Genomic DNA, 13058 nt, shown 5'->3' with positions numbered 1-13058 from the left:
CCCCCCCACCACGGCGATGAAGTCGCCGGTGAGCTGGCCGGCCTTGAACGCGCCCAGCATTTCATCCTGCGAAGCGAAGATGCGCGCGGGCGCTTCGATGCGCCGGTGCTCGTGCTTCACCGCCGACACCTTGACGATGGCGCGCCCCAGGTTGCCCGTGAGGCAGCGCAGCCCGCCCTCGGCATCGAACGGATCCGACAGCGGGCGCAGCACGGTGGCGTCGCCGCTGTGCGTGGGCGGGTCGCGCCACTTCAGCGCACCGTCGTCCAGCCACGGCTCGCGCGCCTGGGCGCGCAGGTCGCCGCCGCCAACGCAGGTGATGTCGGGATGCAGCAGGCCGCCGTCGATCAGCTCGCGGATGACGAAGGGCAGGCCGCCGGCCGCGGCGAAGTGGTTCACGTCGGCCTGGCCGTTCGGGTACACGCGCGCCAGCGGGGGCGGGGCGCGCGACAGCTCGTCCAGGTCGTCCCAGGTGACGTGCAGCCCGGCGGCGCGCGCCACGGCCACCAGATGGATGGCGTGGTTGGTGGATCCGCCGGTGGCCGCCAGGCCCACCATGGCATTGACGATGGCCTTCTCGTCCAGCGTGCGGCCGATGGGCCGGTAGTCGTCCCCTTGGCCGGTGATCGCGCAGGCGCGCTCGGTGGCGGCCACGGTGAGCGCGTCGCGCAGCGGCGTGTTGGGCGTGACGAAGGACGTGCCCGGCAGCTGCAGCCCCATCATTTCCAGCAGCATCTGGTTGGAGTTGGCGGTGCCGTAGAAGGTGCAGGTGCCGGCCGAATGGTAGGACGCGGCCTCGGCGGCCAGCAGTTCCTCGCGGCTGGCCTTGCCTTCGGCGTGGGCCTGGCGAACGCGCGCCTTTTCCACATTGGGCAGGCCCGACGGCATCGGTCCCGCGGGCACGAACACCGCCGGCAGGTGGCCGAACGACAGCGCGCCGATCAGCAGGCCGGGCACGATCTTGTCGCACACGCCCAGCAGCAGGGTGGCGTCGAACATCTCGTGCGACAGCGACACCGCCGTGGCCATCGCGATCACGTCGCGCGAGTGCAGCGAAAGCTCCATGCCAGGCCGACCCTGCGTGACGCCGTCGCACATCGCCGGCACGCCGCCGGCCACCTGGGCGCTGCCGCCGGCGTTGCGCGCGGCCATCTTGATCAGCTCGGGGTAGAAACGGAACGGCTGGTGCGCCGACAGCATGTCGTTGTACGACGTCACGATGGCCAGGTTGGGGGCGTGCGTGGCGCGCAGCCGCGGCTTGTCGTCTTCGGCGGCGGCGAAGCCGTGCGCCAGGTTGCCGCAGCTCAGGCGGCCGCGCGCCGGGCTGGTTTCGCGCGCGGCTTCGATGCGCGCCAGGTAGGCCGCGCGGGGGCCGGCGCTGCGCTGGCGAATACGCTCGGTCACGGTTTTGACAACAGGATGCAGGGACATTCAGGGGCTCCAGTGGATCTCGACCGGCGGGCCGGGCGCGTGCAGCAGGGCGGACACCGGCCAACGCGCAGCATCCGGTGTGCGCTGCACCTGTTCAAGCAGGGCACGCTTGTTCTCGCCGCTTACCAGCAGCAGGCGACGGCGGCTGCGCAGCAGGCGCGTCAGCGTCAGGCTGATGCGGGGGTGCGGAGCGTCGGCGGGGGGCGGCGTGGGGCGGCCGATCACCGCGTCGTCGGCGCTGGCCAGGGCGACGGCCAGGCCCGGGTCGGACGGGAACAGCGACGCGATGTGGCCGTCTTCGCCCATGCCCAGCAGCACCAGGTCGAAGTCGCCGGGCATCGCGGCCAGGGAATGCAGCGCGGTGTCGAGCGACGGCGCGGGGCCAGGCGCCAGCGGCACCAGCGGCCGCCACGTGGGGCCGCCTTCGTACGGAAAGCAGGCCTGCAGGCGGGCCAGGTTGGCGTCGGCGTGCGCGGGCGGCACCCAGCGTTCATCGGTGGGCGTGATGGCGACGCGCGCATCCACGACGCCGCGCTGCGCCCACGCCCGCAGCGCGGGCAGGGGCGTGCGGCCGCCCGCTATCGCCAGCTGGGCCCGACCGCGCGCCAAAAGCGCTGCGGCGGTGGCGGCCTGCAGCGCTTGCGCGCAGGCCTCGGCCAGGGCTTGGGGGTCGGCGTGCTGGTGGGTGGTCCAGGGCATGCGCGGCGGCCTCAGTCGCGCCAGCTGTGGCCGTGGCGCTCGGTCAGCGACACGGCGCTGCTGGGTCCCCACGTGCCGGCCGGGTAGGGGCGCGGCCCCTGGCCCTGCTCGCGCCACGCGCCCAGGATGCCGTCCACCCACTGCCACGCCGCTTCGGTTTCGTCGCGGCGCACGAACAGCGTGCCGTTGCCTTCCAGCGCGTCCAGGTACAGGCGTTCGTAAGCGGTGCGGCGTCGCTCGGCGCCGAAGGCATCGTGCAGGTCCAGGTCCAGCGCCACCTGCGCCAGCTTCAGCCCGTCGCGGTCCAGGCCGGGTTTCTTGGTCATCAGCTCGAGCGAGATGCGCTCCTCGGGCTGCAGGCGGATCACCAGCGCATTGGGCTCGGCGCGGCTGTGGGCGCCGAAGATCGAATGCGGCACGGCGCGGAACTGCAGGTAGATCTCGGTGCTGCGCGCGGCCATGCGCTTGCCGGTGCGCAGGTAGAAGGGCACGCCCGACCAGCGCCAGTTGTCCACGTGCGCGCGCAGGGCGACGAAGGTTTCGGTGTTCGAGGCGCGGCCCAGCTCGTCGCGGTAGCCGGGTACGGCCTGGCCGCCGATGGCCCCGGCCGTGTACTGGCCGGCCACGCTGTGGCTGGCCGCGTCGGCGCCGGTGATCGGACGCAGCGAGCGCAGCACCTTGATCTTTTCGTTGCGCACGGCGCTGGGATCGAACTGCGACGGGGGCTCCATCGCCGTCAGGCACAGCAGCTGCAGCAGGTGGTTCTGCAGCATGTCGCGCATGGCGCCGGAATGATCGTAATAGTCGCCGCGGCCCTCCACGCCCACCGTCTCGGCCACGGTGATCTGCACCTGGGCGATGTGGCGCGCGTTCCACAGTGGCTCGAACAGGGCGTTGCCGAAGCGCAGGGCCAGGAGGTTCTGTACGCCTTCCTTGCCCAGGTAATGGTCGACGCGGAACACGCGGTCCTCGTCGAACACCCGGGCCACGCCGTCGTTGATGGCGCAGGCGCTGGCCAGGTCGTGGCCGATGGGCTTTTCCAGCAGCACGCGGCTGTCGCTGCCGCCCAGGCCGTGCTGGCCGAGCGCTTCGCAGATCGGGCCATAGAGTTTCGGTGCGGTGGACAGGTGGAACAGCACGTCGCCGCGCTTGAGCTGCTTCACCCGCGCGGCCAGGGCGGCCATGGCCTCCGGGGAGCCGCTGTCGGCAGACTGGTAGTGCATGCGTTCGAGCAGGGCGCGCAGCTGGCCGGGCTCGGCCTTGCCGTCGCACTGGGACTGGATGGCGCGGGCGGCCAGGTCGCGGAAGCCGTCGTCGTCGTGCTCGGCCCGGGAGGTGGCCAGGATTCGCAGCTCCGCCGGCAGCAGGCCGTCGCGCTGCAGGTCGTACAGGGACGGCAACAGCATGCGCTGGGCCAGGTCGCCGGTGGCGCCGAAAAGAACCAGCAGCGAGGCCGGGGGCTTGGTCATGGGGGGTGTTCCGTGAAGGTCGACCCAAGCATACGCCGCGGCCGGCCCTGAGCCGGCCATGCATACGATTTCACATGGCATGCCGCACACTCATCTCCGATGCAGACACGCGAGGGTGCGCGGGCGCTTAGCGCCGGTTCATACGCCGCCGCCGCCGCGTGCTAGCGTCATCGAGCAACTTCCTGGAGATGTGTGATGAGAACCCCCGTCGCTGCCACCCGCCTCGCCCTGCTGTTGTTGGTCGTCCTGCTGGCCGGCTGTGCCACTGGCCCGCGCATCACCACCGACACTGATCCGTCGGCCGACTTCAGCAGGTACAGCAGCTTCGCCTTCTTCGAGCCGCTGGCCGTTGAAGACAAGGGCTACGCCACCCCCGCCAGCCAGCGCATGAAGTCCGCCGCCCGTCGCGAGATGGAAGCCCGCGGCTATGTCTACGACGAGGCCCGGCCCGACCTGCTGGTGAACATCAACGCCTACATCAACGAGCGCCAGGACGTGATCAGCACGCCGCAGCTGCAGCAGCGCCTGTATTACGACTACCGTTTCCGCGGTTACGTGTCGTCGTCGTACTGGGTGAACCGCACCGACGTCTACAACTACGCCGAAGGCACCCTCAACGTGGACCTGGTGGACGCCCGTGAAAAGCAGCTGGTCTGGGAAGGCGTGGCCGTGGGCCGCATGGCCAACACCAAGCCCTCCGAGCGCGACGCCCGCGTCAACCAGGCCATCGGCGAGATCTTCGCCCAATACCCCCACCGCGCCGGCCCCCGCTGACCGCGGAACGGGGTCAGGTCAGCTTCCCCGTGAAGGCAAAAAGCCACCCGAAAGGGTGGCTTTTCGCTGGGCGGCCGTGATGCAGCTCAGAAGTTGAGCTTCTCGGGGCTCGCCTCGAACCGCTGCACGGAGTCCAGGATTTCTCGGCGGGCCGATTCGGCGCCTTCCCAGCCGTCAAGCTTCACCCACTTGCCCTTTTCCAGGTCCTTGTAGTGTTCGAAGAAGTGGCCGATGCGCTCCAGCCAGTGCGGGCTGACCTGGGCGATGTCGTGGATGTGCGAGTAGCCGCCGAACACCTTGTCGATCGGCACGGCCAGCAGCTTGGTGTCTTCGCCGGCTTCGTCCTTCATCTTGAGCATGCCCACCGGGCGGCAGCGGATCACGGCGCCGGGGATCAGGGGCAGGGGCAGGATGACCAGCACGTCCACCGGGTCGCCGTCGCCGCACAGGGTGTGGGGCACGTAGCCGTAGTTGCACGGGTAGCGCATGGGCGTGGACAGGATGCGGTCGACGAAGATGGCGCCGGTTTCCTTGTCCACCTCGTACTTGACGGGCTCGGCGTCCTTGGGAATTTCGATGACAACGTTGATTTCGTTCGGCACGTCGCGGCCGGTGGGGACCAGGTCAAGGCCCATGGCAATACTCCTGTGCAGCCCGGGGGAGGGCGTCCATGTGGGGGCTGAAGGATACGGGAAAGGGCTGGAGCCCGCACTCCAGCGGGGTTTGCACACGACTTATGGCAGGTCTAGGCAGGGGCCGGCCCAGCCCCCAGAATAGGCCCGTCGTCCATCGGAAACCCCCGCCATGGCAGCTGCGCCGCTTCTTGAACCCAAAGCCCTGGAACTGCTGCGCATGCTCGACCGCGACCAGCCGGGATCGTTCAGCCAGTTCGTGCGCATGTTCGTGCACGAGGCGCCGGACCTGGTGCGAAAGATGGAAGAAGCCCAGCAGACCGGCGACCTGGAGGAGCTGGGCAAATCGGCCCACTACCTGCGCTCGGCCGCACTGGCCATGGGCGCCAGCCAGCTGGTGGAGGTCTGCCACGGCCTGGAACACCACGACATCACCGACCTGCACGGCCAGGAAATGGCCGACCGTTTCAACCAGCTGCGCCGCGCGGTGCGCAACGCGCTGATCCTGCTGCTGCAGGAAGTTCCGCAGATCTGAACCCGCAGTATCTAATCGCGCAGCTCGGCCACCTGGCAATGCTGGGTGATGCGTTCCAGCACTGCGTCCGCGGCGGCCTGCGTGGACACCGACTGTCCCGGCGCCGCCAGGTCGGCCGTCAGCACGCCGGCATCCAGCGCCGCCGACACCGCCAGTTCGATCTCCAGCGCCTCGGCTTCCAGCCCCAGTGAGTGCCGCAGCAGCAGCGCGGCGCTGAGGATGGTGGCGTAGGGGTTGGCGATGCCGCGCCCGGCGATGTCGGGCGCCGAGCCGTGGATGGGTTCGTACAGGCCGCGCGGGCCGTCCCCCAGCGACGCCGAGGGCAGCAGGCCCAGCGAGCCGGCCAGCAAGGAGGCTTCGTCGGTCAGGATGTCGCCGAACAGGTTTTCGGTCACCACCACGTCGAAGTCGCGCGGGCGGGAGATCAGGTACATGGCCATCGAATCGACCAGGTGATGTTCCAGCGCCACGTCGGGGAATTCGTCGCGGCCGAGGCGAATCGCGGTTTCGCGCCACAGCCGGGACGTTTCCAGCACGTTGGCCTTGTCCACCGACGCCAGCCTGCCGCGCCGCGCGCGGGCGAAGCCGAAGCCGCGGCGCAGCCCGCGCTCGATCTCGTGCACGGTGTATTCGCACAGGTCGCTGGCGCGGTCGGCCTGGCGTTTCTTTTCGCCGAAGTACAGGCCGCCGGTGAGCTCGCGCACCACCAGCAGGTCCACGCCGGCCAGCAAGTGCGGCTTCACCGGCGACGCGCCCATGGCCACGGGGTGCGGGCGCACGGGGCGCAGGTTGGCGTACAGGCCCAACTCCTGGCGCAGGGCCAGCAGGCCCTGTTCGGGGCGCACTTTCGCCGACGGGTCGGACCACTTCGGGCCGCCGACGGCGCCCAGCAGGATGGCGTCGGCGCGGCGGCAGGCGTCCAGCGTGGCGGCGGGCAGCGGTTCGCCGGTGGCATCGATGGCTGCTCCGCCCATCAGGTGCGTGCTGAAGCGGAAGGCGTGGCCGTGCTTGCGGCCGATGGCCTTGAGCACGGCCACCGCGGCGGCGGTGACTTCGGGCCCGATGCCGTCGCCGGGCAGTACCGCGATTTCAAACGACATGTGAGGTCTCCCGGTGCGTGGTTTCGTAGCGTTGGATGTCGGCGTCGCGCGCCAGCAGGTAGCCCAGTTCGTCCACGCCTTCGAGCAGGCAGGTGCGGGCGAAGGCGTCCAGCGCGAAGGCGTGGCGCTGGCCATCGGGCGTGCGCAGTTCGCCGGCGGCGATGTCGATCTCGAGTTCGTCGTCTGGCCGCTGCATCAGCGCCTGCACCACGGCCTCGTCCAGCACCACGGGCACCAGGCCGTTCTTGAGCGCGTTGGCGCGGAAGATGTCGGCCACCTGGCTGCTGACCACGGCGCGCAGGCCGGCGTCGGTGAGCGCCCAGGGCGCGTGTTCGCGCGAGCTGCCGCAGCCGAAGTTGCGGCCGGCCAGCAGGATGCTGCGGCCCGCGTTCTGCGGACGGTTCAGCGCGAACTCCGGGTCCACGCTGCCGTCGCTGCGCACGCGCCAATCGGCGAACGCGTGCTGGCCCAGGCCGCTGCGCGTGGTGGTGGACAGGAAGCGCGCGGGGATGATGCGGTCGGTGTCGATGTTGGCCTGCGCCAGCACCACCGCGCGGGAACGAATCACGTTCATGACGGCGTTCATGCGGCCTCCGTGGCGGCGAGGCTGCGGGCGTCGGCCACCACGCCGGCCACGGCCGATGCGGCGGCGGTGAGCGGCGAGGCCAGCAGCGTGCGTGCGCCCGGGCCCTGGCGGCCTTCGAAGTTGCGGTTGCTGGTGCTGACGGCCAGCTGGCCGGGCGCGACCATGTCGCCGTTCATGGCGATGCACATCGAACACCCGGGCTCGCGCCACTCGGCGCCGGCGGCGCGCACGATGCGGTCAATGCCCTCGGCTTCGGCCTCGCGCTTCACCTTCTCCGAGCCCGGCACCACCAGCATGCGCACGCGCGGGTGCACGCGGCGCCCGGCCAGCACGCTGGCCACGTCGCGCAGGTCCGACAGCCGGCCGTTGGTGCACGAGCCCACGAACACCACGTCCACCGGCGTGCCGGCAATGGCGGCGCCGGCCTGCAGGCCCATGTAGGCCTGGGCCTGGGCCTCGGCGGCGTCGGCGGGTTCGGGCACGCGCTGGTCCACGCCGATGGCGGTGCCCGGGTGCGTGCCCCAGGTGACGGCGGGCGCGATGCGGCGTGCGTCCACGTGCACTTCCTGGTCGAAGGCGGCGCCTTCGTCGGTGGCCAGCGCGCGCCAGCGCTTCACGGCGGCGTCGAAAGCGCGGCCCTGCGGCGCGCGCGGCGTGCGCGACAGCCATTCGAAGGTGACGTCGTCGGGCGCCACCAGGCCGGCGCGGGCACCGGCTTCGATGGCCATGTTGCACAGGGTCATGCGCGCCTCCATGGACATCGCGCGCACGGTGCTGCCGCGGAACTCGATCACGTGGCCGGTGCCGCCGTTCACGCCGATGCGGCCGATGACGTGCAGCACCACGTCTTTCGCGCCGACGCCTTCGCCCAGCGGGCCGTCGATGGTGATGGCCAGGGTTTTGGGCTTGCGCTGCAGCAGGCACTGCGTGGCCAGCACGTGGCCCACTTCGCTGCTGCCGATGCCGAACGCCAGGGCGCCGAAGGCTCCGTGCGTGCTGGTGTGGCTGTCGCCGCAGACGATGCTCATGCCCGGCTGGGTGAGGCCCAGCTCGGGCGCGATCACGTGCACGATGCCGCGATCGGCCGAGCCCAGGTCGAAGATCTCGATGCCGTGCGCCTGGCAGTTGTCGCGCAGCCGTTCAACTTGCGCCTTGGCTTCGGGCTTGTGGTACGGCAGTTCACCGTGGGCGTCGGCCGGCAGCGTGGGCGTGGAGTGGTCCAGCGTGGCCTTGGTCAGGTCCGGGCGGCGCGGCGCGATGTCGCGCGCGGCCAGCTCGGTGAAGCCCTGCGGCGAGGTCACTTCGTGGATCAGGTGCAGGTCGATGTAGAAAACGGCGGGTGCGGCGGTGGTTTCGGGCACCACCACGTGGGCATCCCAGAGTTTGTCGAACAGGGTGCGGGGCGTTGTCATGGTGGGCTCAGGCGGTGGCAGCGAGGGAGGAAGACGCGGTTTCGCGCTGGCGCAGCACGCGGTTGGCAACGTCCAGCCAAGCCAGGGCGCTGGCTTCGATGATGTCGCGGCTGGTGCCCAGGCCTGCATGCTCAATGCCGTCGCAGCGCACGCTCAGGTTGGCTTCGCCGCGGGCGTCGGCGCCGATGCCGATGCTGTGCACCTGGTAGCTCTCGAGCTGCATCGGCACGCCGGTGGCGCGGGTCATGGCTTCGAACAGCGCGGCCACCGGGCCGTCGCCTTCGGCGATCTCGGTGACCAGGTGGCCTTCGGGGTCGGACAGTTCGACGTGGGCGCGGGCGCGCTTGCCGCTGTCGCTCACCGACAGCGCGGACAGCCGGTAGCCGCGGCCTTCAACGGCGGCGTCGCCCATTACCAGCGTCTGCAGGTCGGCGTCGCGCACCAGGCGCTGGTGGTCGCACAGCTTCTTGAAGCGGGAGAACAACTGTTCGAACTCGAAGTCCTCCAGCGGCAGGCCCAGGGCGCGCAGGCGGTCGCTGACCGCGTGGCGGCCGCTGTGGCGGCCCAGCACCATCTGCGACGCCGGCCAGCCCACGTCTTCGGGCCGCATGATTTCGTAGGTGTTCCGGTTGCGCAGCATGCCGTGCTGGTGGATGCCGGCTTCGTGCGCGAACGCATTGGCGCCCACCACCGCCTTGTTGCGCTGCACGGACATGCCGGTCAGGCGCGACAGCAGCCGCGATGCCTGCAGCAGCGCACGGCTGTCGATGCCGGTGGTGGCGCCGTAGTGGGCGCCGCGAACGCGCAGGGCCATCACCAGCTCTTCCAGCGCGGCGTTGCCGGCGCGCTCGCCGATGCCGTTGATGGTGCATTCCACCTGCCGCGCGCCGCCTTCGATGGCGGCCAGCGAGTTGGCCACGGCCAGGCCCAGGTCGTCGTGGCAGTGGGCGCTGAAGATGGCCTGGTCGGCGCCCGGCGTGTGGGCGATCAGGCGCTGGAACAGGCCGCGGATTTCCTCGGGCGTGGTGTAGCCCACGGTGTCGGGCACGTTGATGGTGCGCGCGCCGGCAGCGATGGCGGCGCCGAAGATCTCCACCAGGAAGTCTTCTTCGGTGCGCAGCGCGTCTTCGGCCGAGAACTCCACGTCGTCCACGTAGCGCTTGGCCAGGCGCACGCCTTCCACGGCGCGTTCGAGCACCTGTTCGCGGCTCAGGCCCAGCTTGTGTTCGCGGTGCAGCGGGCTGGTGGAGATGAACACGTGGATACGCGGCTTGCGGGCGTGTTCGAGCGCCTTGGCGGCGGCCTCGACGTCGCCCGGCGTGCAGCGCGACAGGGCGCACAGGCGCACGTCGCGGATCTCGGCGGAGATCATCGCGGTGGCCTCCATGTCGCTGACCGAGCTGGCGGGGAAGCCGGTTTCGATCACGTCCACGCCCAGGTCGGCCAGCGCGCGCGCCATCACGAGCTTCTGCGCCGGGCGCAGGCTGCAGCCGGGCGACTGTTCGCCGTCGCGCAGGGTGGTGTCGAAGATGCGGATGCGGTCGGTGGTCATGGGGCGAACTCCTGTTCCAATACTTTCGGGGCGTTTTGCACGGGGCGGACGAGGACGGGGGTCACGGTTCGTAGCGGTCGCGATTCGGCCCGGCGCCGCGGCTTGCGCGGTGCGCGCGGGCGCACGTCCGACAGCAGGCCGGCCAGCACCGTGGCGTCGATGTTGCCGCCCGACACCACGGCGCATTTGTTCTTGCCCGACACCCGGCGGCCAGCGGCCAGGGCCAGGGCGCCCGCGCCTTCGGCGATGACGTGCTCTTCCAGCGCCAGCCGCACCAGGGTTTCGCGCAGCTCGGCTTCGCGCACGATCACCAGGTCGTCCAGCAGCGTGGCCAGCAGGCGGCGGGTGATCTGCCCCGGGTGCCGCACGCGCACGCCGTCGGCCAGGGTGGCCCCGGGCACGGGCGCGCTGTCGTCGCCGCGCAGGACGCGGGCCATGTTGTCGGCGCCCTCGGGCTGGGCGCCAACGATGCGCACGCCCTGCGATTTCAAAGCCAGCGCCACGCCGGTGGCCAGGCCGCCGCCGCCGATGGGCACGATCACCACGTCGGGCGCGTGCGCGGCCAGCTCCAGTCCGACGGTGCCTTGCCCGGCGATCACGTCGGGATCGTCGAAGGCGGACAGGAAGCGGTAGCCGTGCTGCGCGGCCAGCTCAATGGCGAACGCGCGCGCTTCGTCGAAGCTGTTGCCGTGCATGCGCACGGTGGCGCCCCAGTGGGCCACGCCAGCCACTTTGGTTTCCGGCGCGCCGACGGGCATCACGGTGATGGCCTGCATGCCCAGGCGATGCGCGGCCCAGGCCAGGCCCTGGGCGTGGTTGCCGGCCGACGCGGCGATGACGGGACGGCGGTCGCCGCGCTCGCGCGCCACCAGCAGGGCGTTCAGGGCGCCGCGCACTTTGTACGAGCCGGTGCGCTGCAGGTTTTCCAGCTTCAGCCAGGTGCCGAAGCGCTCGGCGTAGTGCAGCGGCGTGGCCGGCAGGTAGCGGCGCAGGCGGGCGTGCGCGGCCAGCACGTCGGCGACGCCAACGTCGTCCTCCGGCGGCGGCGCGCGCTCAGCCATTTACCGCAGTCAACCAATGGGCGTGGGCCGGCGAACCGCCGCGCACGATGCGCAGGTAGCGCGTGCGCAGTTCATTGGCCACCGGCGAGGCGCCGTAGTCGCGGTTGTCCAGGGCCGCCACCGGCAGCAGTTCGGCCGAGGTGCCGGTGACGAACACTTCGTCGGCGTCCAGCAATTCTTCCAGCGTGACCGGGCGCGAATCCGCGCCGGCCAGGGCCACCACCGTGTCGCGAGTGATGCCGGGCAGGGCGTCGGGATGCTCCACGGCGGTGACCTTGCCGTCCTTCACCAGGAAGACGTTCACGCCCGTGCACTCGACCACGAACCCGGCGTCGTCGATGAACAGCGCATCGTCGAAGCCGCGGCTGCCGGCTTCACGTTTGGCCAGGATGGAGTTCACGTAGGCACCGCTGAGCTTGAGCGGCGGCATCGCCTCGGCGCGGTTGCGGCGGAACGGGGACACCGTCAGGCGCACGGGCTTTTCGCCCAGGTGCGGCGCCCACGGCATGGACGCGATCATGAGGTGCTTGGTGAGCGGCGCCACGTCCAGGCCCAGCGAGCCGGTGCCGTACCACATCAGCGGGCGGATATAGGCGTCGCGGTGCTGGTTGGAGCGCAGTACGGCGATCACCGCCGCGGCCGCTTCATTGACGTCGAACTCTGCGCCGAACGCCGCCGCGCCCTTGCGCATGCGCTCAAGGTGCTCGGGCAGGCGGAACACGGCCGCGCCGTCGGGCGTGGCGTAGCTGCGGATGCCCTCGAACACCGCCGTGCCGTAGTGCATGGCGTGGGTGGTGAGCGGGGCGCTCATCTGGTCCTGGCGGCCAATGCGGCCGTCGAACCACAGGTTCAGGGACATGGGGCGATCTCCACGGAAAGGCAGTCGTGCAGCTGTTCGATCTGGCGCTGCAGGGATTCGGGCGGACGTTGGCCGCGCACGGTCATCTGCAGCGTCCAGTCGCCGCCGTCGGGGGGCTGTTCGCCGCTGATGGCCAGCGGCGTGAAGCCACGACGCTCGGCCGTGCCGAGCACGCGCAGCAGCACGCCTTCGGCCGGACGCAGCACCAGGTCAAGCCGGTATCGCATGGGCGGGCTCCGGCAAGGGCGCGCTGGCGACCGGGGCCGGCTCGGCGTCCAGCATGGTGGCGTTGCTCTGGTTGGGCGGCACCAGGGGCCAGACGTTGGTGCGGGCATCAATGGACACGTGCAGGAAGGCGGGGCCGGGCGTCGCCATCAGCGCGTGCAGCGCGTCCTCGACGTCTTCGCGCTTGTCCAGGTGCAGTGCCGGGATTCCGAACACGCGGGCCAGCGCGGCGAAGTCGGGGTTGTCGCTCAGGTCCACTTCGCTGAAGTTCTTCTCGAAGAACAGCTCCTGCCACTGCCGAACCATGCCCAGGGCCTGGTTGTCGAGCAGCACCATCTTGATCGGCAGCCTGCAGCGGGCCACGGTGGCCAGCTCCTGCAGGTTCATCATGAAGCTGCCGTCGCCGCTGACCAGCACCACGGTGCGGTTGGGGCAGGCGAACTGCGCGCCGATGGCGGCCGGCAGGCCGAAGCCCATGGTGCCCAGCGCGCCGCTGGTCAGGTGGTTGCGCGGATGGTTGAACTTCCAGTGCTGGGCCACCCACATCTGGTGCTGGCCGACGTCGCAGGCGACGATCGCGTCGCGCGGCGCGATCTCCGACAGGCGTCGCAGCAGCGCCGGCGCGAACACGTCGCGGCCGGGCGCGTCGTAGCGTGCGGCGTGCTGCTCGCGCTGGGCCAGGCAGTGGTTCAGCCACGGGGCGCAGTCGGGCTGTACGCCGGT

The 13058-nt window shown here is 70.8% G+C and carries 14 protein-coding genes; 2 read left to right on the top strand and 12 right to left on the bottom strand.

From position 1 onward, the window contains the following. The 3 genes from edd to zwf all read right to left on the bottom strand — a co-directional run. Window positions 1–1431, bottom strand: a 1431-nt coding sequence (gene edd, locus K0M70_RS00950) for a phosphogluconate dehydratase (protein WP_290778076.1), incomplete at its 3' end; no start/stop codon positions are given. Beyond that, a complete protein-coding gene (pgl, locus tag K0M70_RS00945) occupies window positions 1432–2130 on the bottom strand; it encodes a 6-phosphogluconolactonase (RefSeq protein WP_290778073.1) in 699 nt (232 codons plus the stop codon). A gap of 11 nt (window positions 2131–2141) precedes the next feature. After that, on the bottom strand, window positions 2142–3599 hold the full coding sequence (gene zwf / locus K0M70_RS00940) for a glucose-6-phosphate dehydrogenase (RefSeq protein ID WP_290778070.1): 1458 nt from the start codon (window positions 3597–3599) through the stop codon (window positions 2142–2144). A 195-nt stretch (window positions 3600–3794) separates the two neighbouring features. Here zwf and K0M70_RS00935 point away from each other — a divergent pair, with 195 nt between their 5' ends. Continuing rightward, window positions 3795–4373, top strand: coding sequence for a DUF4136 domain-containing protein (locus K0M70_RS00935; protein WP_290778068.1), 579 nt, complete (start codon window positions 3795–3797; stop codon window positions 4371–4373). 86 nt (window positions 4374–4459) lie between these two features. Here the strand turns inward: K0M70_RS00935 and ppa are convergent, their stop codons facing one another. Beyond that, a complete protein-coding gene (gene ppa, locus K0M70_RS00930) occupies window positions 4460–5008 on the bottom strand; it encodes an inorganic diphosphatase (RefSeq protein WP_290778065.1) in 549 nt (182 codons plus the stop codon). 169 nt (window positions 5009–5177) lie between these two features. Here ppa and K0M70_RS00925 point away from each other — a divergent pair, with 169 nt between their 5' ends. Beyond that, window positions 5178–5540, top strand: coding sequence for an Hpt domain-containing protein (locus K0M70_RS00925; protein ID WP_290778062.1), 363 nt, complete (start codon window positions 5178–5180; stop codon window positions 5538–5540). Between the two features lie 11 nt (window positions 5541–5551). Here the strand turns inward: K0M70_RS00925 and leuB are convergent, their stop codons facing one another. The 8 genes from leuB to K0M70_RS00885 form a co-directional block, all read right to left on the bottom strand. After that, on the bottom strand, window positions 5552–6640 hold the full coding sequence (gene leuB / locus K0M70_RS00920; RefSeq protein WP_290778059.1) for a 3-isopropylmalate dehydrogenase: 1089 nt from the start codon (window positions 6638–6640) through the stop codon (window positions 5552–5554). Next, window positions 6630–7226, bottom strand: a complete 597-nt coding sequence (gene leuD, locus K0M70_RS00915) for a 3-isopropylmalate dehydratase small subunit (RefSeq protein WP_290778056.1) — start codon at window positions 7224–7226, stop codon at window positions 6630–6632. Before leuD ends, leuB begins: the two co-directional genes overlap by 11 nt. Further along, a complete protein-coding gene (gene leuC / locus K0M70_RS00910; RefSeq protein WP_290778053.1) occupies window positions 7223–8638 on the bottom strand; it encodes a 3-isopropylmalate dehydratase large subunit in 1416 nt (471 codons plus the stop codon). Before leuC ends, leuD begins: the two co-directional genes overlap by 4 nt. Window positions 8639–8645: 7 nt before the next feature. Then, the gene (locus tag K0M70_RS00905; protein ID WP_290778050.1) at window positions 8646–10190 is read right to left on the bottom strand and encodes a 2-isopropylmalate synthase; all 1545 of its coding nucleotides are present in this window, start codon (window positions 10188–10190) and stop codon (window positions 8646–8648) included. Continuing rightward, window positions 10187–11251, bottom strand: coding sequence for a threonine dehydratase (locus tag K0M70_RS00900; RefSeq protein WP_290778047.1), 1065 nt, complete (start codon window positions 11249–11251; stop codon window positions 10187–10189). The genes K0M70_RS00905 and K0M70_RS00900 overlap by 4 nt, the downstream gene beginning before the upstream one ends. Further along, window positions 11244–12110 carry a branched-chain-amino-acid transaminase gene (ilvE, locus tag K0M70_RS00895; protein ID WP_290778045.1) on the bottom strand — a complete coding sequence of 289 codons (867 nt, stop codon included), beginning with the start codon at window positions 12108–12110 and terminating at the stop codon, window positions 11244–11246. Before ilvE ends, K0M70_RS00900 begins: the two co-directional genes overlap by 8 nt. Beyond that, the gene (locus tag K0M70_RS00890; RefSeq protein WP_290778042.1) at window positions 12101–12337 is read right to left on the bottom strand and encodes an ACT domain-containing protein; all 237 of its coding nucleotides are present in this window, start codon (window positions 12335–12337) and stop codon (window positions 12101–12103) included. The genes ilvE and K0M70_RS00890 overlap by 10 nt, the downstream gene beginning before the upstream one ends. Further along, window positions 12321–13058, bottom strand: a 738-nt coding sequence (locus K0M70_RS00885) for a thiamine pyrophosphate-dependent enzyme (protein ID WP_290778038.1), incomplete at its 5' end; no start/stop codon positions are given. The genes K0M70_RS00885 and K0M70_RS00890, both read right to left, overlap by 17 nt.

The sequence above is a fragment of the Arenimonas sp. genome, from assembly GCF_019459675.1.
Classification (GTDB): Bacteria; Pseudomonadota; Gammaproteobacteria; order Xanthomonadales; family Xanthomonadaceae; genus Arenimonas.
The sequence above is the reverse complement of the archived record's forward strand: the minus strand, read 5'-3'. Positions and strand labels throughout refer to the sequence as shown.

Excerpts from the sequence above, each read along its gene's own strand:
- pgl (WP_290778073.1), bottom strand. The coding sequence starts at position 2,130 with ATGCCCTGGACCACCCACCAGCACGCCGACCCCCAAGCCCTGGCCGAG.
- zwf (WP_290778070.1), bottom strand. The coding sequence starts at position 3,599 with ATGACCAAGCCCCCGGCCTCGCTGCTGGTTCTTTTCGGCGCCACCGGC.
- K0M70_RS00935 (WP_290778068.1), top strand. The coding sequence starts at position 3,795 with ATGAGAACCCCCGTCGCTGCCACCCGCCTCGCCCTGCTGTTGTTGGTC.
- ppa (WP_290778065.1), bottom strand. The coding sequence starts at position 5,008 with ATGGGCCTTGACCTGGTCCCCACCGGCCGCGACGTGCCGAACGAAATC.
- K0M70_RS00925 (WP_290778062.1), top strand. The coding sequence starts at position 5,178 with ATGGCAGCTGCGCCGCTTCTTGAACCCAAAGCCCTGGAACTGCTGCGC.
- leuB (WP_290778059.1), bottom strand. The coding sequence starts at position 6,640 with ATGTCGTTTGAAATCGCGGTACTGCCCGGCGACGGCATCGGGCCCGAA.
- leuD (WP_290778056.1), bottom strand. The coding sequence starts at position 7,226 with ATGAACGCCGTCATGAACGTGATTCGTTCCCGCGCGGTGGTGCTGGCG.
- leuC (WP_290778053.1), bottom strand. The coding sequence starts at position 8,638 with ATGACAACGCCCCGCACCCTGTTCGACAAACTCTGGGATGCCCACGTG.
- K0M70_RS00905 (WP_290778050.1), bottom strand. The coding sequence starts at position 10,190 with ATGACCACCGACCGCATCCGCATCTTCGACACCACCCTGCGCGACGGC.
- K0M70_RS00900 (WP_290778047.1), bottom strand. The coding sequence starts at position 11,251 with ATGGCTGAGCGCGCGCCGCCGCCGGAGGACGACGTTGGCGTCGCCGAC.
- ilvE (WP_290778045.1), bottom strand. The coding sequence starts at position 12,110 with ATGTCCCTGAACCTGTGGTTCGACGGCCGCATTGGCCGCCAGGACCAG.
- K0M70_RS00890 (WP_290778042.1), bottom strand. The coding sequence starts at position 12,337 with ATGCGATACCGGCTTGACCTGGTGCTGCGTCCGGCCGAAGGCGTGCTG.